Below are 20,606 nucleotides of genomic sequence, written 5' to 3' on the forward strand. Positions count from 1 at the left end.
GAATGTGTAAAATAGCAAATCCATTTACAATTTGGGCTGAAACAAGCATTTAAAAACTAAGTTGACAGAGCGCACTCCTCAAAATAAGCGCGGGGGCTTTGCGTGGTTTAAGGGGGATTCATGGGCGCAGCAGCGGATTTAAAGACAGGGTTAGACATGGGTTTGAATTTTCTTGGCAACGAGACAGACAACTACGGGCATTTAAAAGTGCGTTACGACACAATCAATAAAGATTTAGCCCATGCTGTTTCAAGAGATGACATTTGCACGCCTATGGCGTGTGTGGAGCGCATGCTAGACTACCTACCTCAAGAACTTTGGCGCAGAAAAAACCTTAAAATCCTTGACCCTTGCGTGGGGAATGGAAATTTTGTCGCCTATGCCAAGTGTAAAACAAGCTTGGAGAACATCCATTGCAACGAACTTTCCAAACAAAGGTTTTTGAATTGTGTAGATATTTTAAACCCCAAGCACATCACCAATCAAAACTTTTTTGACATCAACACGCCCAACACCTACGACCTCATCATGGCAAACCCTCCCTACTCAGGCGGGGGCAATAAAAACCGCAGCCTCTCAAATCGGTTTATAGAACATGCCATCGATTTGCTCAAGGATCAAGGTTTCTTGTGTTTTGTCACGCCCAATAACTGGATGACTTACAACAATAACAACACCACACTCAAAAAACTCCTCAGCTGTGGGAGCTTTTTAGTGCTCGACAACGATATTAAAAAATATTTTAAGGGCATCGGCTCATCCTTTGTCGTGTTTGTTTGGCAAAAAGGTGTTTTTGGTTGCGAAACTTTTGTCAAAAATGGCTTTTTACAAAGGGATTGCCAAAGGGTGAAAATCCCTAAAGACTTGCCCTTTTTACCCCTATACCTCTCAGACGAGATCCTCAGCCTCGTGAAAAAGTGCATCGGCCAAGAAAACAATGCCTTCACCTATAGGTGCGACTTGCATAATTTCACCCAAAAAGACAAATTGAGCGACACCGCCGATTCAACTTTCCAATACGAGACGATCCACACTCCCAAAAAAACCCGCTATGCCAAAATCAAGCAAGACATTTACGACAAATGGATCATTGTCATCCCCCTATCCACCTATTTTTTACCCTACATCAAGCACCATGCCAACACCACACAATCCGTGGGCTACATCGCCTTTGAAAATGAGAAAGACGCTAAAAAATACAGTGTGCAGATATTAGATAAAGTCGTTTTTGCCCGTAAAAGAAAACTCTTGCAAAGTAGGTTGTTGTTGGATTTCATGGATCGTGAAGGGCTGATCGTTTTGATTATTCAGGGCATACAAAGCACCTAGAGCCTCGATATACTCCGCCCCACTCTTTGAAACACACACCCCATCCACACAATCACATAAGGTCTTCAACGCTTCTAAAGTCGGTTTATCGCCCTGTGCCATTAAGCTCCCCAAACTTCTTAGACTTTTAGGCTAAATGGGTAAAATAGCAAATCCATTGAAAATTCAGGCTGAAAAACAGCACAACCCTTTAAGGATATTGATGACAAATCCCATGCCTTTTACAGAGTTTTTAGACACTCTCCAAAAGACCAACCGCACGCTTGGCTTTTTCGTGGAGTGGCAAAAGTGCTTAAACCACCGAGAAAAAGCCCGCACCCATGCCACTCACTTAAACGCCTTGCTCGGCGTACAAGCACAGGACTTGCCCGCTAAAGTGGCGCAAATTTTTCAAGTTCACAAAGAAGCCTTTAGCCTTTTGCCCTTACTGCTTGCCATTAGAAACCCCAAAGAGCTTGTCAAGGGGGGGAGCTTACAAGACTATTTGCAAAGCCCTCAAGGCATTTGCACGCTACTACAAGAGAGCGGGCTATTTGAGATTTTGAGCACAAGGAAGGTTAAAGACTTAAACGATTTAATCTTAGGGATTGAGGTGGGTTTAGACAGCAATGCCCGTAAAAACCGCAGTGGAGCGTTGATGGAACAACATTTAGAACACGCCTTTAAACAAGCAGGGCTACATTTTAAAACACAGGTGAATGTTACAGAGTTTGCAGACTTACACGCAAGTTTTGGCAACGACATTAAGAAATTTGATTTTGTGATCTTTGGCAAACAGACCACCTATTTCATTGAGTGCAATTTTTACAGTAGTGGGGGGAGCAAGTTAAACGAAGTCGCAAGGGCGTATCAAGAGCTCGCCCCCCGTTTTGCCAAGCACCCCCATAAAGAGTTCATTTGGATCACAGATGGGCAGGGCTGGCTTGAGGCGAAGAATAAACTCCAAGAGGCCTATAAAAGCGTGCGAGTCTATAATTTGAGCCAGCTAGACACCCTCTTAAGTGAGCTAAGCCATGCTTAAGCCCGCCTTCATTAGCTCTGATCAAAAATTTAAACTCCACCACGCCGATTGCAAAGAGATTTTGCCCCATTTGCAAGGGCAGGTGGATTTGATCTTTGCTGATCCGCCCTATTTTCTCTCTAATGGGGGGCTTAGTATCCAAAGTGGACAGATCGTGAGCGTGAATAAGGGGGAGTGGGACAAGGCGCAAGGGCTAGAGCACATGCACGCCTTTAATGTGGAGTGGTTAAGCCTTGCTAAAGATGCCCTAAAGCCTACAGGTTCGCTATTTATCAGCGCGACTTACCATAATCTTTTTTCTTTGGGACTCGCCTTGCAAACCCTAGGCTTTAAGCTCTTGAATATCATTACATGGCATAAGAGCAACCCCCCGCCTAATTTTTCTTGCCGCACTTTAGCGCACGCCAGCGAGCAAATCCTATGGGCGCGCAAAAGCCCCAAGCACGCCCACATTTTCAACTACCAACGCATGAAGGCATTGAACGGCAATAAACAAATGCGCGATGTTTGGACCTTACCCGCCATCGCCCCGTGGGAAAAAAGCCTAGGCAAGCACCCCACCCAAAAACCCCTAAGTTTGCTAAGCCGTTTGATTCTCATGGCAAGCCACGAGGACAGCCTCATTTGCGACCCCTTTAGTGGCTCAGGCTCTACGGGCATTGCGGCGAATTTACTTGGGCGATCCTTTGTGGGGATCGAAAGGGAGTTGGAGTTCATTAAGCTGGCTACCAAGCGCAAGCAAGATTTGGATGGGCGCTTTAGCGAGTTGTCTAAAAAAATTTCTAAGTGGATCGCCTAGTGCAAGAGCTTAGTTGTGTGTTGCTGTGTGGGGGACAAAGTAGGCGCATGCAAGTGCAAGGGCAGCCCTTTAACAAAGCCCTATTGCCCTTTGAAAACACCACACTTTTAGAGTACCAACACAACAAATTGAAGCAATGGTTTCAAGAGGTCTACATCGCTTGCAAACAACCCTACCCTATCCAGGCGCGCTATTTGATAGAGCCTGCTACCCCTTTTAACCCCCTATTTGGCATGGCGTATGCTCTAAGCACCCTCAACACCCCCTAGTGTTTATCCCCGTGGATATGCCCTTTATCTCTCAAGCAAGCCTTTCAAAGCTCTATGCTAACCGCTTGAAAGCCCCCCTCATTTACCTTAAAAGCCCTAGGACTTTTTACTTGCCTAGTTTATGCCAGCCTAGTGCCCTACGCCCCTTGCAAGAAGCCCTAGGGGGTGGAGAACAAAGAGTGGGAGCGGTGTTTGCTAAAATAGGCTTTGGCGTGGAAGTGGTGGAGAGCAAAGAGTTTAGCAATTTAAACACTTATAGCGACTATCAAGGGGCACTCAATGCCTGAAGAAGAAAAAACCGAACTGCCCTCGGCGAAAAAGATAGAAAAGGCCAGAGAAGAGGGCAATGTCGCCAAGAGTTTAGAGGTTTTGGGATTTTTGGGCTTACTTGCCAGCTTTGGGGGAATTTTTGTGTTTTTTCAATTTTGGCTTGAGAGTTTTGAGAGCATGTTTAGGCAGTCCCTGCAGTGGATCAAGCTGGACTTCACGCCCCACAATTTGTATGTGCTCTGCTTGCAACTTATCAAAGATATTTTGTGGGTGCTCTTGCCCTTTCTCTTGTTGGTGGGGCTTGTGGCATTTTTAGCCAATGTCTTGCAATTTGGCTTTTTATTCAGCCCGAAGGCGGTTGAGCCTAAATGGAGCAAAATCAACCCCATCACGGGTTTTAAAAATCTATTCAGCTTAAAACGACTCTTAGATGGGCTGCTCATCACCACAAAGGTTTTCATCGCTTTCATTTTAGGTTTTGTCTTGGTGTACTCATTTGTGGATGAACTCACAGGCGTGGCGCAATTCAATTACAAAGACCAATTGCTGTGGTTTAAAAGCAAATCCTTAGAGGTCATTGCGAGTTTATTGTTTTTGTTTTTGGTGGCTTCTTTACTTGATTTCATGTTAAAGCGCAGACAATACATAGACTCGCTCAAAATGACAAAGCAAGAGGTCAAAGATGAGTACAAGCAACAAGAGGGTAACCCCGAGATCAAGGCTAAAATCAAGCAACTCATGCTGAAAAACTCCATGAGTAAGATGATGGCGGCGATTCCTAGTGCCAATGTGGTCGTGACTAACCCCACACACTACGCTGTGGCGCTTAGGTTTGAAGAGAACGACCCTGCCCCCGTGGTCGTGGCAAAGGGCATCGACTACCTAGCCATCCGCATTAAGGGCGTGGCAAGGGAACACGAAATTGAAATCATAGAAAACCCCAAACTCGCCCGCCAACTCTATCAAGATGTCGACATCGACGAGGTGATCCCCAAAGTGCTGTTTGAGGCGGTGGCGATCGTGTTCGCCCAAGTGGCGCACATACAGCAAATGAAAAACCGCTAAAGCCCCTTGCTCTCTAGCCACTCTAAGAGGCTCTCTAGCACCGCTTGCTTGTCGCTCTCGTCAAAGATTTTATGGCGGTCTTTAGAAAAAAGGCGCAATTCTATGTCCTTAAAGCCCTGTTTTTCCAAACAGCGGTGCGCCTTGATCACGCCCACGCCAAAGCCCCCACACACATCATCTAGCCCACTTAAAAACAAAATGGGTAAATCTTTGCGCCCATAGGCATGGGTGTAAAACACCTTCAATGTCCCCTCAACCAAGAGCGCAAAACTCTTGGCACTAAAGACAAAGCGCGAAGCGGGATCCACCCTTAAAAGGCGCAACGCCCCCGTGTTCTTACAAACCCAGTTGCCCTGATACGCCCGTACTTTCGGGTGTAAGCTAAAGAGCGTGTTGACTCCACCCTTGAAGTGGATATTGAAACGACTCAACAACTTTAGCAAGAAGGCACAAAACCCCAAGCCAAAGAAGGGGCGGGCGTGCCGGTTAAAACCAAGGCATCTAGGGGGGTGTAGTCGTGCTGCACCCACCGCCTAGCCAGCAAAGACCCCATGCTCTGGCCTAGCACCACCAACTTATGCGTGGGGTATAAACTTTTAATGTGTTCGGCAAGTTTGGCCATGTCCCTTACCGCCCACTCAAAGCCATCAGTGCCCATCTCCCCCCAAAAAATCTCGCCACCATTTTCTAACACACTCAAGCCATGCCCTCTGTGATCGGCGACAAAAACCACATACCCTTTGGCGCACAGCTCACTAGCCACCCATTTATAATGTTCCTTATGCTCCACCATGCCCGTGGCAATCTGCACCACCACCCCCTTAGACTCTTCGGGCGTATAGCAGTCGTAATAAAGTTTTAAATAGGGGGGGTTGTCGCTGTTAATGTGTTCGTTCTTAGCTACCATCATGATCCTTAAGAAAAGCGCAAATTCTCATACGAGTCGGGAATCAAACAATCTTGACAAGCGATGAGCTCGGGATAAAGCCCGTGTCTAAAACCCAAAGCAAAAAGCGCGTCAATGCCTTGTATTTGCTCTTCACTGAGGGCGCAAGAGCTGGCATTGGCATACATATCTAGGTAGGTGTCTAAATGCGCCTTGTTGACCCGCACCAAATTGCGCTCTAAGAGCATGTCTGCTAGTAAATCTTGGTGTTTTAGAGCAATCACAATCGCCTGATTCAACACCTTTTGCATGTTGATGGCTTGACTTAAGGGGATTGAGCGCCTAAGAGCCATCCCCCCTAAGGGCAGGGGTAATTCGCTTTTAGTCAGCTCACACCACACCTCCCAAATTTCTTTTTCCACGACTAAATCGCCGTGAAAGTCTAAAATACTCTCGTGGATCAATACCCCCGCATCCACTTCCCCACTTAAAACCGCCCCTTCAATCTCTAAGAAATGCTTATACACCACCCGAGCGTGGGGGTAGTAGAGCCGAAATAAAAGGGCGTTCGTGGTGTATTGCCCGCTTAGAGCCACTTTAAAATTCTTTTTTAGAGACTTGTTTTTGCGCCGAATGAGCTTAGGCCCATAGCCTTGCCCGAAACTTGTTGCGGGTTGCAACAAGGCGTAATGCTCTTTAATGAGAGGGTAAAGCCCAAAACTGATGGCACTGATAGCGTGTGTACCTTTTAAGGCTTGCTGATTTAGGGTTTCAATGTCGAGGGCGTGGTGGCTAAAGGGCTTAGGAAAATCAACCCAGCCAAAAGCAAGGGCATAAAACATAAAAATATCGTCCGCATCGGGGCTGTGCGCTATGCTTAACATGTGTCCTTCTTTTTTCTCTCATTGTAGCTTGTTTTATTGAAAATAAAGTGTTGTGCTTTTTTGGGGATTTTGGGCAAAACACCCCTTTGACAACAAGACCAAGCAGCTGATAAGAGAGTTCTTAAAAGGGTTTGATGACGATTCCCCAACTCCTCCACCCAGTGGTGGTGATACAGGCCCAAAGGCCCTACACCCCCTAAAGGCGACATAGACTCACATACACCGCTTAAAATCCCTAAAATAGACATTGAAGGCACGGACATAAACGCTTTAGATAGCACAGCCCTGCCTAAAAGTGAAAGCTTAGAGCCTAATCCTGCTTTTGGGGAAAACTTTAGCACGTTTGCCGGTAAAGGCGCTAAAGCGGTTAAAAAGCTTTTGCAAGAGCAAAGAGGACAAGTCGCCGGGGCATTTTATCGGGAGGATTTATGGGATAAACGCAGGGCGTTTACAGATTTTGTGTGGGGCACAAACGCATCGCGTTTGCAAGCGCAGCGTTTGCAAGGCTTAAAAGGCGCAAAGGCAAGCCGCTTAAGCCTTATGGACTTTCTAAAATCCTAGAGAAACACGCGAGCGACTTTGAGAGCTCTAAGGGGGCAGATATTGGGGAAAGGTTAGCAAACGGGCTAGAATATTTGATTAAAAATGGAGAACTTAAAACAAGCTCCACAGGCATTAAACCCATCGTTATACCCACAAAAGAAGGGGAGTTTAGGGTGGACTTGTCTAGGAGGCAGTTTGGCAGAGGGGATAATACATGGGTCATCATGGCTTACGAGTGAGTATAAGAATCCCCCTGTAGAGACTTTCGGTCAATCTATAATCTCTAAGGAAGTGTCTAAAGAGTCTAGGCATGGGCATCTTGCCCAAAAGGACTTAAGCGACAACACCACCTCCATCTTAAAAAGCAAACCACAGCAAGGGGGAAAACCACCTGAAGAATTTGAGCCTTGATGCGCTTGAGAAGGCAGTAGAGCAGACCGCCAAAGAACTTAGCAAGAATGCACCAAAACCCCTAAGCACCACGCCTTTACCTAAAGAGCAACTTCTTAAAGAGTTTAAAGGTTATCGGCACTTTGGCCACGACTTCACAGAATACAGAGGTAAAGGCTTAGAGGCCTTAAAGCTCATTGCTAAGAAAAAGTACGGGCAAGTGGACCGTATTAGCACCCAGACTCAGGGGGTATTGATGTGGGCTATAGTTGCCCTTAAACAACAACACCCAAGGGGGCTTAGTGGATTTATCAAACGGCAGGGGGCTTAGGCAGAGAAAACAATAAGGCGAATCGCTGCACGCGCCCCTTTAAAACGCCCAAAAAGGGCATCGAGACTAAAAGAGGCTGTGCGCGGGGTAAAATTCCAACCACCACACAAAATGGAGGCACTATACGCAAGCCACGACACGCTTGCCCAATCTCTATGGAAAGGGTTTAAACGAGAAGGTCGCAGGAGTGGCTTTAAGGTATCCTTCAAAAGTGCCTTGACAAAAGCCCACAGCGCGGAGGAATTTAAAAACAATTCTAAACACCACAAGACCCTTAGACCTTTTAAGCACCAACTCTCTTCGATGTAGCACACTTTGGGATTGAAGCATATCCACAAAAAATAAGTTTTTTGTGGTGCTAAAAAGAGGATAGAATTGACTAGATCTAAACATAATACCTTGCAACCTCCAACAAAGTTAAGCCCCCCTTAAGCTTTAAAAGCATATAATGCGCTTTTGCAACAAAAAAGGGCAATGCGAAAAGTTTTAAAGCTTGCTGTTTGTTGCAAGGTGTTTAGTCTAACTAAATGTGTTCTTTGACATCCAAGCAAGAGAGTCTTGTGGCCAAATTTGTTTTTTACATTTTGTTTTGGCTTTAAGGACTCTAGTTTTTGACACAACTTGTCTAATAGAGTAATCTTGTGTGCTGTAGAGAAATCTAACAGCACAGAGCCAGTTTAGGATAAACTTAACTTTATGGAGAGTTTGATCCTGGCTCAGAGTGAACGCTGGCGGCGTGCCTAATACATGCAAGTCGAACGATGAAGCCTAGCTTGCTAGGCGGATTAGTGGCGCACGGGTGAGTAACGCATAGATGACATGCCCTTTAGTTTGGGATAGCCACTAGAAATGGTGATTAATACCAAATATTACCCTACGGGGGAAAGATTTATCGCTAAAGGATTGGTCTATGTCCTATCAGCTTGTTGGTGAGGTAAAGGCTCACCAAGGCAATGACGGGTATCCGGCCTGAGAGGGTGAACGGACACACTGGAACTGAGACACGGTCCAGACTCCTACGGGAGGCAGCAGTAGGGAATATTGCTCAATGGGCGCAAGCCTGAAGCAGCAACGCCGCGTGGAGGATGAAGGTTTTAGGATTGTAAACTCCTTTTGTGAGAGAAGATAATGACGGTATCTCACGAATAAGCACCGGCTAACTCCGTGCCAGCAGCCGCGGTAATACGGAGGGTGCAAGCGTTACTCGGAATCACTGGGCGTAAAGAGTGCGTAGGCGGGGTTGTAAGTCAGATGTGAAATCCTATGGCTTAACCATAGAACTGCATTTGAAACTACAACCCTAGAGTGTGGGAGAGGTAGGTGGAATTCTTGGTGTAGGGGTAAAATCCGTAGAGATCAAGAGGAATACTCATTGCGAAGGCGACCTGCTGGAACAATACTGACGCTGATTGCACGAAAGCGTGGGGAGCAAACAGGATTAGATACCCTGGTAGTCCACGCCCTAAACGATGGATGCTAGTTGTTGGGGGGCTTTGTCCTCCCAGTAATGCAGCTAACGCCTTAAGCATCCCGCCTGGGGAGTACGGTCGCAAGATTAAAACTCAAAGGAATAGACGGGGACCTGCACAAGCGGTGGAGCATGTGGTTTAATTCGAAGATACACGAAGAACCTTACCTAGGCTTGACATTGAAGAAATCTGCTAGAAATAGCGGAGTGTCTAGCTTGCTAGACCCTGAAAACAGGTGCTGCACGGCTGTCGTCAGCTCGTGTCGTGAGATGTTGGGTTAAGTCCCGCAACGAGCGCAACCCTCTTTCTTAGTTGCTAACAGGTTAAGCTGAGCTCTCTAAGAAGACTGCCTGCGTAAGCAGGAGGAAGGTGAGGACGACGTCAAGTCATCATGGCCCTTACGCCTAGGGCTACACACGTGCTACAATGGGATGCACAAAGAGATGCAATGCCGCGAGGCTGAGCCAATCTTAAAAACATCTCTCAGTTCGGATTGTAGGCTGCAACTCGCCTGCATGAAGCTGGAATCGCTAGTAATCGCAAATCAGCCATGTTGCGGTGAATACGTTCCCGGGTCTTGTACTCACCGCCCGTCACACCATGGGAGTTGTGTTTGCCTTAAGTCAGGATGCTAAAGCAGCTACTGCCCACGGCACACACAGCGACTGGGGTGAAGTCGTAACAAGGTAACCGTAGGTGAACCTGCGGTTGGATCACCTCCTTTCTTAGAGAAACTCTTCAAGACTTTGCTGTCTTGAAGACAAGGCTCAAGGCTCTCTTGCTGGGGTGTTAGAGGGTGTATTCTTTTTAATAAATCTGTAATCCGTATAGAATTTTCCGCTTAGAATGGGTTTGTTGCCAAACAGTGTGGGCTTATTTGCCCTGCCCATTTTGGGAATAGCGAGCTAAAAGACGCTTGTAATGCGCATAATTCTCTTCATCGTGTAGGGCTTTGTAGGCGTTGGCAGTGTTTTCTAATAAAATCGCCGTGTAGCTGGCTTGCTCTTTAATCGCTAGGCTTTGTTTATAAAATTTAATGGCTTCTTGGTAGTGTTTCTCTTTATAAGCACATTGCCCCGCCATGTAAGAACTAAAGGCAGGGCGGTATTTGATTTGGGCAAGCCAAATAAAACGCTCTAGGGCTTTTTTGTAGTTTTGCTGTGTGAAGAGATCCATCGCATCGTGAAAGGCTTGTTGCCGGTGGTTGTAATCTTTGATGAAAACACGGCTTGTAGTTTGGTTGCTGGTATATTGTTTTACAGAGCAATAAGCAATGAAAACAATGACCGCCAGCCCAATAAGCACAAGCATAAACCACCCTAGACAACCCATGGGTGTTTCAGTGCTAGGTGTTTCAGTGCTAGGTGTTTCGGTCCTAATCAAAACACCGTAAGGGTTGAATACGCTTATCTTATCCCCTTGTTTGATGCGTACACTATCTCCTGTGCGACTCAAATATTCCCCATGTTTGCTAAAGAGTTTGTTATCCTCTTCATCATAAACACTGACTTCGGTATCATTGTGCCTTACACCGCCGATTGTTAAAATAAAATTAGCATCTAAAACATAGCCATATGGGTCGAGTTTGCATACTTTATTCCCCCGCCTGACGAGCGCATAATTATTCACAAAGAAAATGCACTCTCCGGATTTTTTAAAAAGCTCTTCACCATTTTCATCGTAGGCATAAACCTTAGTGCCCTTTTGCTCCACATGGCTAATTTGCATAGCTTTCCCCTAAGCCTCTTTAGGCATTTGCCCCAAAATCTCTAATTCTATATAATTTTGCAATGCTGCTTTGTCTAGCACGCTATCAAAGGCTTGGAAGTTGGTTTGCTCACTCATGTGCGCCTTAATCGCCTCGTGATAGAGAGTCAAAGCGTTTAAGAAGTCTTTAAAATCGGGGCTATTTTGGGACAATTCGCCCAACATGGCGTGATCTAAATTTTCTTTAAATTTGGCGTTTAACAACACCTGACTTTTTTGCATGTCTTGCACATTGAGCAAGACAACCCCAATGCCAAAGCTGGTGTGCAAGCGTTTGAGCAAGTCCATTAAATCGCTATCTTGTGTGTTGATTTTCTCCACCACTAGGTAACCCTCATGCGCCCAAGAGCTGTTGCTAATTAATGGCTTGGAAGTAATATTCTCTACAATGGCTTAAATCCATCTCCTTTTTGAGCTCAAAAGAAAAGAGTTTCAAGGGCAAATTGCCAAAGTTTTCTACAAATTGGCGCAAGGTGGGCTCAAAGTTTTGGTAGGTAAAGCTTGCCCCCACCATGTCCGGATAAAGCCAAGAGTTTTTACCCTTTGTGCCCTTTAAGGCTTTTTCGTGGTAGATGGTCTTGGTGTGTGCGCCCCATTTGGTATAAGCAAAGTGGGCTAGTAAAGGGTGTAATAAGCGTTCGTGGTGGGTTTCTATCCTGCCATAAGCCGGGGTTGAGCTCTTTGCATTGAGCGCATATTCTTTTAAGGCAATAGTGATAGGGCGTTGTGAAACCTGCACAAAGGGCAAGTCTTATTTGTTCTTTAAAGCCAACCACACGGGGTAATAAGTCCCATCTTCTGCTGTGCTAAACATCTGGCTAATCTTGCCTGCGCTGTAAAGTTCCTGTGCCCTGCTATAAAGCGCATGGATGGACACGGGGGCTTTTGCCTCTTTGAGCACGGCTAGGACAATGTCTAGATAGTCTTTTTTCATCTCTTAGCCCCCGTTGTTCATTTGCTTAAAAGCGTGCAGGCTTTTTCATAGCCTTCATCGCAAGCTTGTTTGCTGTATTCTGTGGCTTGGTTTTTATCCACAAGCACCCCTAGGCCCTTTGCATAGATGGTCGCTAAATTCCAATAAGCCCTACCAGCCACCCCCTTATCTGTTGCGCCCCTCCCACCTTCAAGATACTCTAAGGCTTTTTTATAGTCTTTAGCCACACCCTCTCCATTAAGATACATCTCTCCCAAATAAGCACAAGCATTGCCATCTTTCCCATCAGCCGCTTTTGGAAGTATTCTCTAGCTTTAGCTAAATTTTTAGGAACACCCTGCCCGTTTAAATACATTGTGGCTGCTTCAAAATAACCTAGTGCACTCCCCTTACTTGCCGCCTTTTGAAAGTATTCTATCGCTTTAGCAGGGTCTTTGGGCACACCCCCTCCTCCCCACGAACCTCCCGGACCAAGTAAATACATTTGCCCTAAATTCACAAGAGCCTCCACGCTCCCCTTTTCTACAGCAATTTGGAAGTACTCTAGTGCTTGTTTATAGCTTTGCCCTACGCGATTGGGTCCACCAAGATACATCATCCCCATATAGCGATACGCCTCCGCACTGCCTGCTTTGGCAGCATTCTCAAATAGATTTAGAACTTCTAGCGGACTATGCGAAGAACCCATGGGATCACGCCAATCATTTTTAATCATGTTTTGATAGACTTGGATGGCGTATTTTAAAAGAGCCTCTGCTGTCCTTTCTGTGGGCGGCTCAACTCCAAATCGCGACATGCGTGCTCGTGTGCGTGCTTGCATTTGTCGTTGTTTAGCCCCCTCAGCCTCCCTAGTCTGCTCTCTTTCTTGGCGTTTTTTTTTTTTTTGCAAAATTTGATTGGGCGTTTCCTGGGGTTGTGAATTCCCCAACAACCCCCCCAAACACCCACTTAGCATAGGGGCCAATAAACACCCACTCAGCACAACAGAACATGATTTAAAGATTTTCATAAGAGTCCCCCAAGAATGAGGGCTAAAAAAGCAAGAGAATTAGAGAGAGTTACCCCCCCCTCGCACAAAACCAGCAAAGTTGGACATGGCGATCCTTTTTATAGAAATAAAGGGCTGATCTTAAAGTAAGAAAATTAAAGAATAGCTTAATAGCTGAACCTGAAACTCTTCAAGACTTTGCTGTCTTGAATGCAGGGCTTAAGGCTCTCTTACCGGTGGGAGTTAAAGACTTTTATGTCTGTGTAAATTTGCCCTTCATTGGCATCCTAAGCACTAAGGAGTTTTTCGTTTTAGCAAACCGCGCCTTTTACAAATCTATATTTTGTTACCAAAAATCCCTCTAGCATGAGGCTTAGATTTTCTTGATGCCTCTTTTTTAAAACACAGACTTTAGGATTTGGTTAAAATGTCTCTGTTTTTAGTGCTTGAGATTGAGGTGGTGCAATGCAAAAATGGCTCTTTTCGTTTATCTTAAGCGGCTTGCCTTTAATGGCTTACAACCCCAAAGATGGGTATTTTATAGAAGGGGGAATCACTACGGGGCTGGTGGAGAGCGAGGAAGAGTTGGCGACAAGTCCCACACTCCCCGCCCCGCCCTTGCCCCCCAACACACAAAACCAACCAAACAACAACCCAATCCCTCCTAACAACTCTAATGAAATCCCCAAAATCACTCAAGAACAATACCTTAAGTCAGCCGCTCCCACATTCACCCAAAACCAGCTTACCGACAGCCAAACCCCCGTTACCATGAGCACCACAGACCCCATAGAGATCACACTCAAAAACGGCCAGCTCCATATTGAAAGCTTTTTGCCCTATAACCTAACCAATGTCGATCTTTACATGACGAACAAGGAAGGGCAAAAGGTTTTAGTGGGGCAGTTTGCCGACATCGACCCCTTCATGCGCACCACTCTTTCTACAAATCTCATGCCAAAAATTGATCAAATTTTAAACCAACCAGAATCCACAGAAACCACTCCTATTTTTGCAGCCACGCCCTACACACCCACTTTTAACCTAAAAACCACGAGTGCATCCAGCGATCAGACCACAAAAGTCTTCCAAGATTTAAGCCAAATTTGGGTGGATTTGAATTTGCGCTTTGTCCCCATAGGGGGCTTAGACAGCACAAGATGGGGGGTGTTAACCCCTTTAAGCGCAGAATTGCTAAGCGATGTGTTTTTGGATTTGGCAGCGGTGTTGAGCTCCAATGCGTTTAAAACAGCTGTGCTCAACGTCCCCTTTGCCTTGACAAGCGGACCCAATAGCTACAACCCCAATGTTGTGCCCAAAGCAAATGGTGCCCTGCCAGACCCCCCCACACCCCCCGCCAAACCCGCCGACCTAAACGACCCCCAAGATAGGCCGCCAAATACGAAGAAGCCGTGAAAGAATACGAACAAGAAAAGCAAGTCTACAACGCGAGCATTTTATCCCCCCAAGTGGTTTATGAGAGATACACGGGCGCAAAAACACTCAATGTAGACACAGTGAAGGGGCCAGAGGGCTTAGCAAGCTCGGCCATCGGGGGTGTGGGGGATTTTGGCGTGCAACCCTATTTAATCAACTATGCCAGCCAGGGCAGTGGCGCGCCCTCCATTTACACCAGCAACGACCCCTTCGCCCTCAATGCGTGGATTTGGCCCCTCATCACCGTGTGGCATGAATTTGGACATGTCAATGGCTACAACCACAATGGGGACATGACTTACCAAAATGGCTGGTTTGGCGGGCGCGATCAAGAAAACCCCTCGGGCCCACACAGCGAGTGGGCGTGGGATCGCTTCAATGAGGGGCAGGTGCAAGTGGGCACCAACAGCTTAGGCCAAGCCATCGCTAAAAAGAGCGGTATCCCCATCGACATCCAGCAATACGGCAACGCCAACCCCGAGGGTGGCTGGTTTTTGGCCGGCATGAGTGGGCTAGGCACTGCCATTTGGGGGGAGCTGGGCCAAGAGGGCAAACTCCCCATAGATTACAGCAGCTTACCCGCCGCCACCCCTAACCCCAAAGCTCCGCCCACACAGCCTATAAAACCTCTTCCCCCGCCCTACACAAGCGATGCCACCTACCAACAGGAACTTGTCAGCTACAACGCAAAAATGGCGGAGTATGAAACCCAAATCGCCAAGCTTGAGAAGGAGGGCACGGCGTTCACCGCCCCCGTGTGGTTTAAAGCTTACGCAGCAGCACAGGCCAAGAGTGCTGAAGCCACCTACAACAAAAACCTAGAAAAGGCGAAAGCCAAGGCGGCCAGCATTGCCGTAACCCATACAACCCAAAGCCTAAATCTTTACGGCTCTACCTTCCTCTCAGGCCTGCAAAGCACCCTTAACCATAGTTTCAATCGAAGCAGCGCAGCCAACACCAGTCCAATGGTGGGCTTTGATGTGATGGCAGGGTTCCAACACTATTTCACCGACAACTTCGAGTTGTCGTACTATGGGATTTTAAAATACAACTTTGGCAACACCATTAGCCCCATTAGTCAAGTGGCCTTAGGGGCGGGTTCTAATGCGCTTTTTGACTTTTATACCAAATATACCACTCTTAAAAAGATGGGAAGAGTGTATAGACGCTTTGCTAGTTCCTTTGGGATGTTCTTAGGGCTTAGAGCCTTGTGGCAGGGGTATGGGATGTTGGCGCATTTTATGAATGCTGGCAACCTCAATTTAGCCACAGGCTTTAACTACCGTGTGGGACACTCTAGATACAGCATTGGGGTTTTGGTGCCCCTCATCCAGTACAACCTCAAGGTCGCCATGCGGGGTGCTGATGCGCTGGTGCTCAAAGATGGTGCAAGCCACTTCAATGTGTTCTTTAACTACGGGTGGGTGTTTTAGGGGTTTGGTTCGCCTAGGTGCTTAGCTTAGGGCACTACCCCTTCTTTGAGTTGCTTAAAAAGTCTGTTTAAGTTGTGTTTGTTGTACTTTGGGGAACATTTGTGCGTCTGTGTCGCAAAGACCCATCACTTTAAGTCCCATTTGCCTGCTTTTCTTAAAGTACTCCCTAGCCCTTGCGCGGTCTGCGCCCACGCCCAACCCCCAGTAATACATGCACCCTATATTGCGTACAGCCCCCGCATCTCCCATTTGGGCGGCTTTATCAAAGTAGTCTAAAGCCTTGGAGTAGTCTTTGCGCACCCCATACCCATTGTGGTACAACACCCCTAAACCGGCGTAAGCGTGGGCATCACCCAGCCTCACTGCCTTTTCAAGATACTTAAGTGCAACTTCGTAATCCTTGTCCCTATAGGCTTGCTCGGCCTTGGGAAGGTATTGATCCACACTGACATTTTCACTTTCACTTTCGCCGCAGCCTCCAAGAAAACAACACAAACCTACAGCCATTGTTCCTAACAACTTTTGCTTCACACATGCCTTTCTATTGGAATAAAGTGGTATTGTATTCTCTTATGGCTTAAAAATATACTTAAAGTCCTATAAAAAACCTATTAAGGTTACTATTATAAACACTGTGGAGGGGAAGGTAAACTTATGAGAACAATAACGACTATTTAGTTAAATAAAAGAGTCTATAAAATAATACTAATCTTTCTATTTGTGTTTTTAAAATAAATTTCTTTGCTTGAGGTTGTGTAAAAAGGTGTAGATGTTGTGGCTTGGGGCGATGACACTTGGGTTAATCGCCATGCCTACAAACACCCCTGTGTTGTTGAAAAAGGGCCTGCCATAGGCGTTGGTTTCTCTCTCTGAGGATAGGGGGTGGGAGATGTGGCGTTCTGGCAAGGATCGCACTTCAAAGGCGTTGTTGTCCCCCACTTTGGGGTAGTACACCCGAAGCCCGCGTGCAGCACTCTTGGCCTGAAGAAGGTTTTGGGCGTAGCGTTTGTAAATGCGGGCGTGGTAGAAACTCTCAGGGCGGGTTTGGCAGCTGTTGTTGGTGAAGGCACGGGTGTTGAGTAAGGCCAATCCCCGATTGCGATCAATCGCTTTAATGTGTAGCCTTGCCACGCAAATGAGTATGGGTGCGCTGTCATCTTGCATTTGTGCCGTGAAAGTCGTGGCGTACATGCCCTTGTCGTGGGCAAGTTCGGCCGAGGTCAAAACATGCCCCTTTTGCAGCAACAGCCCATAGCCTTGCTTGTAATGCCCATCTCCAAAATAGGCGGTTAAAAACACCGTGCTGTAAATCCACAGGTGCAAAGAGGTGTGTTGGTGGCGTGGTGTGTGCTTGGCGTGGGCGGGGTGCGTGTTATGCTGTGGTGTGGGGGTGTGTACCGTGGTCCGGTCTTGGGGGGGGTGTGTGTGCTGTGGCGTGGTGTGCAGAGGTAAGACATGGGTCTGCTCTTGTATGGGCGGGGTGTGGATGTTAGGCGTGTGTGGGGTGTGAGGGGCGGGGTGTATGGTGCTAGATTTTTGGAGGGCTTGATCTTTGTGTTCTTTGTGGGGGTGGTGGTGGATTAAAGAAGTGTCTAGGGCTTCTTGTGCTTGCAAGCCCAAAGCCAAAGAAACCGCTAAAACACCCAAAAACCGCATGAACACCCCATAACATAAATTAAGGGGGAAATCGGTAAAATGCCCCGATTATTTTAATCTTTTTAAGGAAAATGATGAAACCCCTAAAAGTTTTTGAAACCAACCTTGAAACTTTAGAAAGCTACCACACCGCCACAATCAACACCAGCAAGGGGGCGATTAAAGTCCACCTGTTTGGCAAGGATGCGCCCCAAGCTGTCACGAATTTTGCAACCCTAGCCAACGAAGGCTTTTACAATGGCTTGAATTTCCATAGAGTCATCGCCGGTTTTGTGGCGCAGGGGGGATGTCCGCTTGGCACAGGTACAGGGGGGCCCGATTACCGCATTAAATGTGAGGTAGCAAACAACCCCCATAAGCACAAAAGGGGGGCGTTGTCTATGGCACACGCCGGACGCGACACGGGGGGCAGTCAGTTTTTCCTATGCTTTGCGCCCCAGCCCCATTTAGATGGCGAGCACACGGTTTTTGGGCAGATTGAAGACGAGGCGAGCTTACAAGTCTTAGACAGCCTAAAGCAGGGCGACAAAATTGAGAGCGTCCAAATCTCGGCGCAATCTTAGGTTTCTATGCTGATTTTGTCGCGCAAATTGGGGGAGGGGGTTGTCGTGGGCGACTCGGTTTATGTGCGGGTGGTTTCCATCGATAAGGGGAGTGTGAAGTTGGGCTTTGAAGCCCCCTCCCACACCTTGATTTTGCGCTCGGAGCTGAAAGAAGCGGTGGCGTTAGAGAACAAAAAAGCGTCTAAAGATGTGAGCGATTCGCTTTTAGCCGGCATTGGCAAACAATTAGGCAAGATAGATTGATTTTTAGCTGTTTAGTGTACCCAAAGGTCAATGTCTTTTTAAAAGTGGTCGGCAAAGAGGGGGGCTATCACTCATTGCACTCCCGCCTGTGCTTGGTGCAAAATTTGAGTGAAACGCTAAGAGTCAAAAGCGCACCTAGCTTTAACCTTAGGGGCAACTTTAACTGCCCCCTAGAGCAAAACACCCTTTACAAGGCGTGGTGGCTCTTAAAAGAGAGTTTGAGCCCCGCTTTACGCCCCCGCTTGGAGCAAATCAGCGTAGAGGCGGATAAAAAAATCCCCCTAGGTGGGGGGCTTGGAGGCTCAAGCGCAGATGCAGGGGTGTTTTTAAGAGAGGTGAATCAATATTTAGAGCTGGGCTTAAGTTTGGAGCAACTTTATAGAATCGGGGCACAAGTGGGGGCGGATGTGAACTTTTTTATCTCGGGTTTTAACAGCGCAAATGTTAGCCACTTTGGGGAGGTGGTGCAAGAGTTTAAAGAAGAGCCTTTAAAAGTGCAACTTAGCACCCCGCCCTTAGAGTGCACCACAGCTAAGGTCTACGGAGCGTTTAAGGGTTTTAAAGAGTTTCGGCACGCATGGCTAGAAACCCCAAGCCCTACACTCTTACAAACCCACACCGCCAAAGAGCTCAACGACCTGCTTGCCCCCGCTTTAGAGTGCTACCCCGCTTTAAAAGAGTGGGTTAAGTCTTTAGACCCTAGTTATGCGTGGTTTTTTAGCGGGAGTGGAGCAAGCTTTTTTGGGCTTAAAAGGGCACATCAGTGAGAGAGATTGCCAAAAACAAGAAAGCCTTCTTTGACTACGAGATTTTAGAGAGTTTAGAAGCGGGGGTGGTTTTGGTAGGTGCAGAGGTCAAAGCCATTCGGGCGGGGCGTGTCAATTTAAAGGACAATTTTGTTAAAATCATCAAAGGCGAAGCCTTTTTATTCGGCGTGCATGTGGCGCATTTACAAACTGCAAACGCCCACTACACACCTGATGAGAGGCGGGTACGTAAGCTGTTGTTCCACAAAAAGCAGCTTGTTAAGTGGCACGCCCAAGTGGGACAACAACGCTTGAGCATTGTGGCCTTGAAATTGTATTTTAACGCTAGGAATCGGGTAAAATTGCAAGTCGCCCTAGTGCGGGGCAAGAAACTTTACGACAAGAGAGAGGACATGAAACAAAAGGTTTTAGACATGGAAGCTAAGAGCCAATTAAAGCATAGAGGTTAGCGATGGGCGACTTTAATTTAAAAGAAATGGTGGATTATGGGATTTTGGGCTTTTTGGGCTTATTGTCTGTGATTGTGATTGCCATCGGCATTGAGCGGGTGTGGTTTTATGCTACGGTGCGCGTGGATGACTATGTTGACAAACGCAAGTTAGAGCTAGATTTGCACCGCCGCTTGACCTTAGTCGCCACCATCGGCTCAAACGCCCCCTATGTGGGGCTGCTAGGCACGGTGACCGGGATCATGATCACCTTCATTCAGCTAGGCAACACCACAGGGGTGGATACGAAGGCCATCATGGTCGGGCTGGCCTTGGCGTTGAAATCTACGGGCATGGGGTTGATTGTGGCGATCCCCTCGGTGGTGATTTACAACATGCTGGTGCGTAAGAGCGAAATCATTGCCACCAAGTGGGACATTTACCACAACCCCGCCGAAAAACCAAATTATAACCGCTTAGACACGGACTATTAAAATGAAAAAAATCGACTCAATGAATGTAGTCCCGTTCATTGACATCATGTTGGTGTTGTTGGTGATTGTGCTGACCACTGCGTCCTTTGTCAGCACTTCTAAGTTGCCTATTAATATCCCCAAGGTGGACCAAAGCTCCAATAAAGCTGAAGATGTCCTAGACAAGAAACAGGTGAGCATCGCCATTTCCCACAAGGGCGAGTTTTATTTAGACAAAAAAAGAGTGAGCTTTGAGGCGTTGAGGCGGGCGGTCTCAAGCTATCCTAAAGACACGCCCATCATTTTACAAGGCGATAAAAACAGCAATCTAGACAGCTTTGTCAAAGTCGTGGACTTGCTCCAAACCCATAACTTAAACCAACTCTATATTCTTGTAGAAGACAAGAACAGCACCCACTGAATTTAGATAGCTTTTAGCCAACTTTGGCTAGAATAGTCCTTTTGAAAATTTTAAAGGAAGACAATGAAACGGACTTACCAACCCCACAACACGCCTAGAAAGCGCACGCATGGTTTTCTTGTGAGGATGAAGACCAAGAACGGAAGAAAGGTCATCAAAGCCCGCCGTGCCAAAGGAAGAAAACAACTAGCCGTTTGATTTTTGCGGCGTGCAATCCCTAAAAACCACTAGGCAATTTTC

General features: G+C 46.9%; 28 protein-coding genes and 1 rRNA gene. 18 read left to right on the top strand and 11 right to left on the bottom strand.

Annotation, left to right across the window (positions count from 1 at the left end; translation table 11 throughout):
* Positions 1–120 precede the first annotated feature (120 nt).
* From QUE23_RS06155 to flhB, 6 genes are all read left to right on the top strand, one after another.
* Positions 121–1,329, top strand: a complete 1,209-nt coding sequence (locus QUE23_RS06155; RefSeq protein ID WP_286348204.1) for an Eco57I restriction-modification methylase domain-containing protein — start codon at positions 121–123, stop codon at positions 1,327–1,329.
* A gap of 202 nt (positions 1,330–1,531) precedes the next feature.
* On the top strand, positions 1,532–2,350 hold the full coding sequence (locus QUE23_RS06160; protein ID WP_286348205.1) for a type II restriction endonuclease: 819 nt from the start codon (positions 1,532–1,534) through the stop codon (positions 2,348–2,350).
* The gene (locus tag QUE23_RS06165; RefSeq protein WP_286348206.1) at positions 2,343–3,149 is read left to right on the top strand and encodes a DNA-methyltransferase; all 807 of its coding nucleotides are present in this window, start codon (positions 2,343–2,345) and stop codon (positions 3,147–3,149) included. Before QUE23_RS06160 ends, QUE23_RS06165 begins: the two co-directional genes overlap by 8 nt.
* The gene (locus QUE23_RS06170; protein WP_286348207.1) at positions 3,137–3,418 is read left to right on the top strand and encodes an NTP transferase domain-containing protein; all 282 of its coding nucleotides are present in this window, start codon (positions 3,137–3,139) and stop codon (positions 3,416–3,418) included. Before QUE23_RS06165 ends, QUE23_RS06170 begins: the two co-directional genes overlap by 13 nt.
* Before the next feature lie 17 nt (positions 3,419–3,435).
* Entirely contained in the window at positions 3,436–3,705 is a 270-nt protein-coding gene (locus QUE23_RS06175) for a glycosyltransferase family protein (protein ID WP_286348208.1), read from the top strand.
* Positions 3,698–4,753, top strand: a complete 1,056-nt coding sequence (gene flhB, locus QUE23_RS06180) for a flagellar biosynthesis protein FlhB (RefSeq protein WP_286348209.1) — start codon at positions 3,698–3,700, stop codon at positions 4,751–4,753. Before QUE23_RS06175 ends, flhB begins: the two co-directional genes overlap by 8 nt.
* On the opposite strand, the gene QUE23_RS06185 is transcribed toward flhB, so the two are convergent.
* Genes QUE23_RS06185 through QUE23_RS06195 form a run of 3 tightly spaced genes read right to left on the bottom strand, consistent with a single transcriptional unit; the run spans position 4,750 to position 6,523 of the window.
* A complete protein-coding gene (locus tag QUE23_RS06185) occupies positions 4,750–5,196 on the bottom strand; it encodes an alpha/beta fold hydrolase domain-containing protein (RefSeq protein WP_286348210.1) in 447 nt (148 codons plus the stop codon). The genes flhB and QUE23_RS06185 overlap by 4 nt on opposite strands.
* A complete protein-coding gene (locus tag QUE23_RS06190) occupies positions 5,190–5,660 on the bottom strand; it encodes an alpha/beta hydrolase (protein WP_286348211.1) in 471 nt (156 codons plus the stop codon). The genes QUE23_RS06185 and QUE23_RS06190 overlap by 7 nt, the downstream gene beginning before the upstream one ends.
* 8 nt (positions 5,661–5,668) lie before the next feature.
* Positions 5,669–6,523: a menaquinone biosynthesis family protein gene (locus tag QUE23_RS06195; protein WP_286348212.1), complete on the bottom strand. Its 855-nt coding sequence runs from the start codon at positions 6,521–6,523 to the stop codon at positions 5,669–5,671.
* Between the two features lie 461 nt (positions 6,524–6,984).
* On the opposite strand from QUE23_RS06195, the gene QUE23_RS06200 reads away from it, so the two are divergent.
* The 3 genes from QUE23_RS06200 (at position 6,985) to QUE23_RS06210 (ending at position 9,980) form a co-directional block, all read left to right on the top strand.
* Positions 6,985–7,305 carry a putative barnase/colicin E5 family endoribonuclease gene (locus QUE23_RS06200; protein WP_286348213.1) on the top strand — a complete coding sequence of 107 codons (321 nt, stop codon included), beginning with the start codon at positions 6,985–6,987 and terminating at the stop codon, positions 7,303–7,305.
* 161 nt (positions 7,306–7,466) lie between these two features.
* The gene (locus tag QUE23_RS06205) at positions 7,467–7,787 is read left to right on the top strand and encodes a hypothetical protein (protein WP_286348214.1); all 321 of its coding nucleotides are present in this window, start codon (positions 7,467–7,469) and stop codon (positions 7,785–7,787) included.
* Between the two features lie 693 nt (positions 7,788–8,480).
* Positions 8,481–9,980, top strand: a 16S ribosomal RNA gene (locus QUE23_RS06210).
* Between the two features lie 149 nt (positions 9,981–10,129).
* Here the strand turns inward: QUE23_RS06210 and QUE23_RS06215 are convergent.
* The 6 genes from QUE23_RS06215 to QUE23_RS06240 are packed head-to-tail and all read right to left on the bottom strand — an operon-like array spanning position 10,130 to position 12,846.
* Positions 10,130–10,984: a tetratricopeptide repeat protein gene (locus tag QUE23_RS06215; RefSeq protein ID WP_286348215.1), complete on the bottom strand. Its 855-nt coding sequence runs from the start codon at positions 10,982–10,984 to the stop codon at positions 10,130–10,132.
* 9 nt (positions 10,985–10,993) lie between these two features.
* The gene (locus QUE23_RS06220; protein ID WP_286348216.1) at positions 10,994–11,347 is read right to left on the bottom strand and encodes a hypothetical protein; all 354 of its coding nucleotides are present in this window, start codon (positions 11,345–11,347) and stop codon (positions 10,994–10,996) included.
* Between the two features lie 31 nt (positions 11,348–11,378).
* Positions 11,379–11,771 carry a hypothetical protein gene (locus QUE23_RS06225; RefSeq protein WP_286348217.1) on the bottom strand — a complete coding sequence of 131 codons (393 nt, stop codon included), beginning with the start codon at positions 11,769–11,771 and terminating at the stop codon, positions 11,379–11,381.
* Between the two features lie 3 nt (positions 11,772–11,774).
* Complete coding sequence (locus QUE23_RS06230; RefSeq protein ID WP_286348218.1) at positions 11,775–11,957, bottom strand: hypothetical protein; 183 nt, start codon at positions 11,955–11,957, stop codon at positions 11,775–11,777.
* Positions 11,958–11,974: 17 nt separating this feature from the next.
* Positions 11,975–12,205 carry an SEL1-like repeat protein gene (locus QUE23_RS06235; protein WP_286348219.1) on the bottom strand — a complete coding sequence of 77 codons (231 nt, stop codon included), beginning with the start codon at positions 12,203–12,205 and terminating at the stop codon, positions 11,975–11,977.
* Positions 12,157–12,846 (bottom strand): tetratricopeptide repeat protein, encoded by a 690-nt coding sequence (locus QUE23_RS06240; protein ID WP_286348220.1) that lies wholly within the window; start codon positions 12,844–12,846, stop codon positions 12,157–12,159. Before QUE23_RS06240 ends, QUE23_RS06235 begins: the two co-directional genes overlap by 49 nt.
* 564 nt (positions 12,847–13,410) lie before the next feature.
* Between QUE23_RS06240 and QUE23_RS06245 the strand changes: the two genes are divergently transcribed.
* Positions 13,411–14,361, top strand: coding sequence for a hypothetical protein (locus QUE23_RS06245; RefSeq protein WP_286348221.1), 951 nt, complete (start codon positions 13,411–13,413; stop codon positions 14,359–14,361).
* On the top strand, positions 14,358–15,815 hold the full coding sequence (locus QUE23_RS06250) for a hypothetical protein (RefSeq protein WP_286348222.1): 1,458 nt from the start codon (positions 14,358–14,360) through the stop codon (positions 15,813–15,815). The genes QUE23_RS06245 and QUE23_RS06250 overlap by 4 nt, the downstream gene beginning before the upstream one ends.
* 54 nt (positions 15,816–15,869) lie before the next feature.
* On the opposite strand, the gene QUE23_RS06255 is transcribed toward QUE23_RS06250, so the two are convergent.
* Both QUE23_RS06255 and QUE23_RS06260 read right to left on the bottom strand, forming a co-directional pair.
* Entirely contained in the window at positions 15,870–16,322 is a 453-nt protein-coding gene (locus QUE23_RS06255) for a tetratricopeptide repeat protein (RefSeq protein WP_286348223.1), read from the bottom strand.
* 219 nt (positions 16,323–16,541) lie between these two features.
* Complete coding sequence (locus tag QUE23_RS06260; RefSeq protein WP_286348224.1) at positions 16,542–17,471, bottom strand: hypothetical protein; 930 nt, start codon at positions 17,469–17,471, stop codon at positions 16,542–16,544.
* Between the two features lie 74 nt (positions 17,472–17,545).
* On the opposite strand from QUE23_RS06260, the gene QUE23_RS06265 reads away from it, so the two are divergent.
* The 7 genes from QUE23_RS06265 to rpmH all read left to right on the top strand — a co-directional run bounded on the left by QUE23_RS06265 (position 17,546) and on the right by rpmH (position 20,564).
* Positions 17,546–18,034, top strand: a complete 489-nt coding sequence (locus QUE23_RS06265) for a peptidylprolyl isomerase (protein ID WP_286348225.1) — start codon at positions 17,546–17,548, stop codon at positions 18,032–18,034.
* Between the two features lie 6 nt (positions 18,035–18,040).
* Complete coding sequence (locus QUE23_RS06270; protein WP_286348226.1) at positions 18,041–18,277, top strand: carbon storage regulator; 237 nt, start codon at positions 18,041–18,043, stop codon at positions 18,275–18,277.
* Positions 18,274–19,044 (top strand): 4-(cytidine 5'-diphospho)-2-C-methyl-D-erythritol kinase, encoded by a 771-nt coding sequence (locus QUE23_RS06275; protein WP_434801978.1) that lies wholly within the window; start codon positions 18,274–18,276, stop codon positions 19,042–19,044. Before QUE23_RS06270 ends, QUE23_RS06275 begins: the two co-directional genes overlap by 4 nt.
* Complete coding sequence (smpB, locus tag QUE23_RS06280; protein WP_286348228.1) at positions 19,041–19,493, top strand: SsrA-binding protein; 453 nt, start codon at positions 19,041–19,043, stop codon at positions 19,491–19,493. Before QUE23_RS06275 ends, smpB begins: the two co-directional genes overlap by 4 nt.
* Before the next feature lie 2 nt (positions 19,494–19,495).
* The gene (gene exbB / locus QUE23_RS06285) at positions 19,496–19,966 is read left to right on the top strand and encodes a TonB-system energizer ExbB (protein ID WP_286348229.1); all 471 of its coding nucleotides are present in this window, start codon (positions 19,496–19,498) and stop codon (positions 19,964–19,966) included.
* A gap of 1 nt (position 19,967) precedes the next feature.
* Positions 19,968–20,366 (top strand): biopolymer transporter ExbD, encoded by a 399-nt coding sequence (locus QUE23_RS06290; RefSeq protein WP_286348230.1) that lies wholly within the window; start codon positions 19,968–19,970, stop codon positions 20,364–20,366.
* A gap of 63 nt (positions 20,367–20,429) precedes the next feature.
* A complete protein-coding gene (gene rpmH / locus QUE23_RS06295; protein ID WP_015106717.1) occupies positions 20,430–20,564 on the top strand; it encodes a 50S ribosomal protein L34 in 135 nt (44 codons plus the stop codon).
* Positions 20,565–20,606: the final 42 nt, after the last annotated feature.

The sequence above is a fragment of the Helicobacter felistomachi genome, assembly GCF_030296895.1.
Classification (GTDB): Bacteria; Campylobacterota; Campylobacteria; order Campylobacterales; family Helicobacteraceae; genus Helicobacter; species Helicobacter felistomachi.

Excerpts from the sequence above, each read along its gene's own strand:
- QUE23_RS06155 (WP_286348204.1), top strand. The coding sequence starts at position 121 with ATGGGCGCAGCAGCGGATTTAAAGACAGGGTTAGACATGGGTTTGAAT.
- QUE23_RS06160 (WP_286348205.1), top strand. The coding sequence starts at position 1,532 with ATGACAAATCCCATGCCTTTTACAGAGTTTTTAGACACTCTCCAAAAG.
- QUE23_RS06165 (WP_286348206.1), top strand. The coding sequence starts at position 2,343 with ATGCTTAAGCCCGCCTTCATTAGCTCTGATCAAAAATTTAAACTCCAC.
- QUE23_RS06175 (WP_286348208.1), top strand. The coding sequence starts at position 3,436 with ATGCCCTTTATCTCTCAAGCAAGCCTTTCAAAGCTCTATGCTAACCGC.
- flhB (WP_286348209.1), top strand. The coding sequence starts at position 3,698 with ATGCCTGAAGAAGAAAAAACCGAACTGCCCTCGGCGAAAAAGATAGAA.
- QUE23_RS06190 (WP_286348211.1), bottom strand. The coding sequence starts at position 5,660 with ATGGTAGCTAAGAACGAACACATTAACAGCGACAACCCCCCCTATTTA.
- QUE23_RS06195 (WP_286348212.1), bottom strand. The coding sequence starts at position 6,523 with ATGTTAAGCATAGCGCACAGCCCCGATGCGGACGATATTTTTATGTTT.
- QUE23_RS06215 (WP_286348215.1), bottom strand. The coding sequence starts at position 10,984 with ATGCAAATTAGCCATGTGGAGCAAAAGGGCACTAAGGTTTATGCCTAC.
- QUE23_RS06230 (WP_286348218.1), bottom strand. The coding sequence starts at position 11,957 with ATGAAAAAAGACTATCTAGACATTGTCCTAGCCGTGCTCAAAGAGGCA.
- QUE23_RS06235 (WP_286348219.1), bottom strand. The coding sequence starts at position 12,205 with ATGTATCTTAATGGAGAGGGTGTGGCTAAAGACTATAAAAAAGCCTTA.
- QUE23_RS06245 (WP_286348221.1), top strand. The coding sequence starts at position 13,411 with ATGCAAAAATGGCTCTTTTCGTTTATCTTAAGCGGCTTGCCTTTAATG.
- QUE23_RS06255 (WP_286348223.1), bottom strand. The coding sequence starts at position 16,322 with ATGGCTGTAGGTTTGTGTTGTTTTCTTGGAGGCTGCGGCGAAAGTGAA.
- QUE23_RS06260 (WP_286348224.1), bottom strand. The coding sequence starts at position 17,471 with ATGCGGTTTTTGGGTGTTTTAGCGGTTTCTTTGGCTTTGGGCTTGCAA.
- QUE23_RS06265 (WP_286348225.1), top strand. The coding sequence starts at position 17,546 with ATGAAACCCCTAAAAGTTTTTGAAACCAACCTTGAAACTTTAGAAAGC.
- QUE23_RS06270 (WP_286348226.1), top strand. The coding sequence starts at position 18,041 with ATGCTGATTTTGTCGCGCAAATTGGGGGAGGGGGTTGTCGTGGGCGAC.
- exbB (WP_286348229.1), top strand. The coding sequence starts at position 19,496 with ATGGGCGACTTTAATTTAAAAGAAATGGTGGATTATGGGATTTTGGGC.
- QUE23_RS06290 (WP_286348230.1), top strand. The coding sequence starts at position 19,968 with ATGAAAAAAATCGACTCAATGAATGTAGTCCCGTTCATTGACATCATG.
- rpmH (WP_015106717.1), top strand. The coding sequence starts at position 20,430 with ATGAAACGGACTTACCAACCCCACAACACGCCTAGAAAGCGCACGCAT.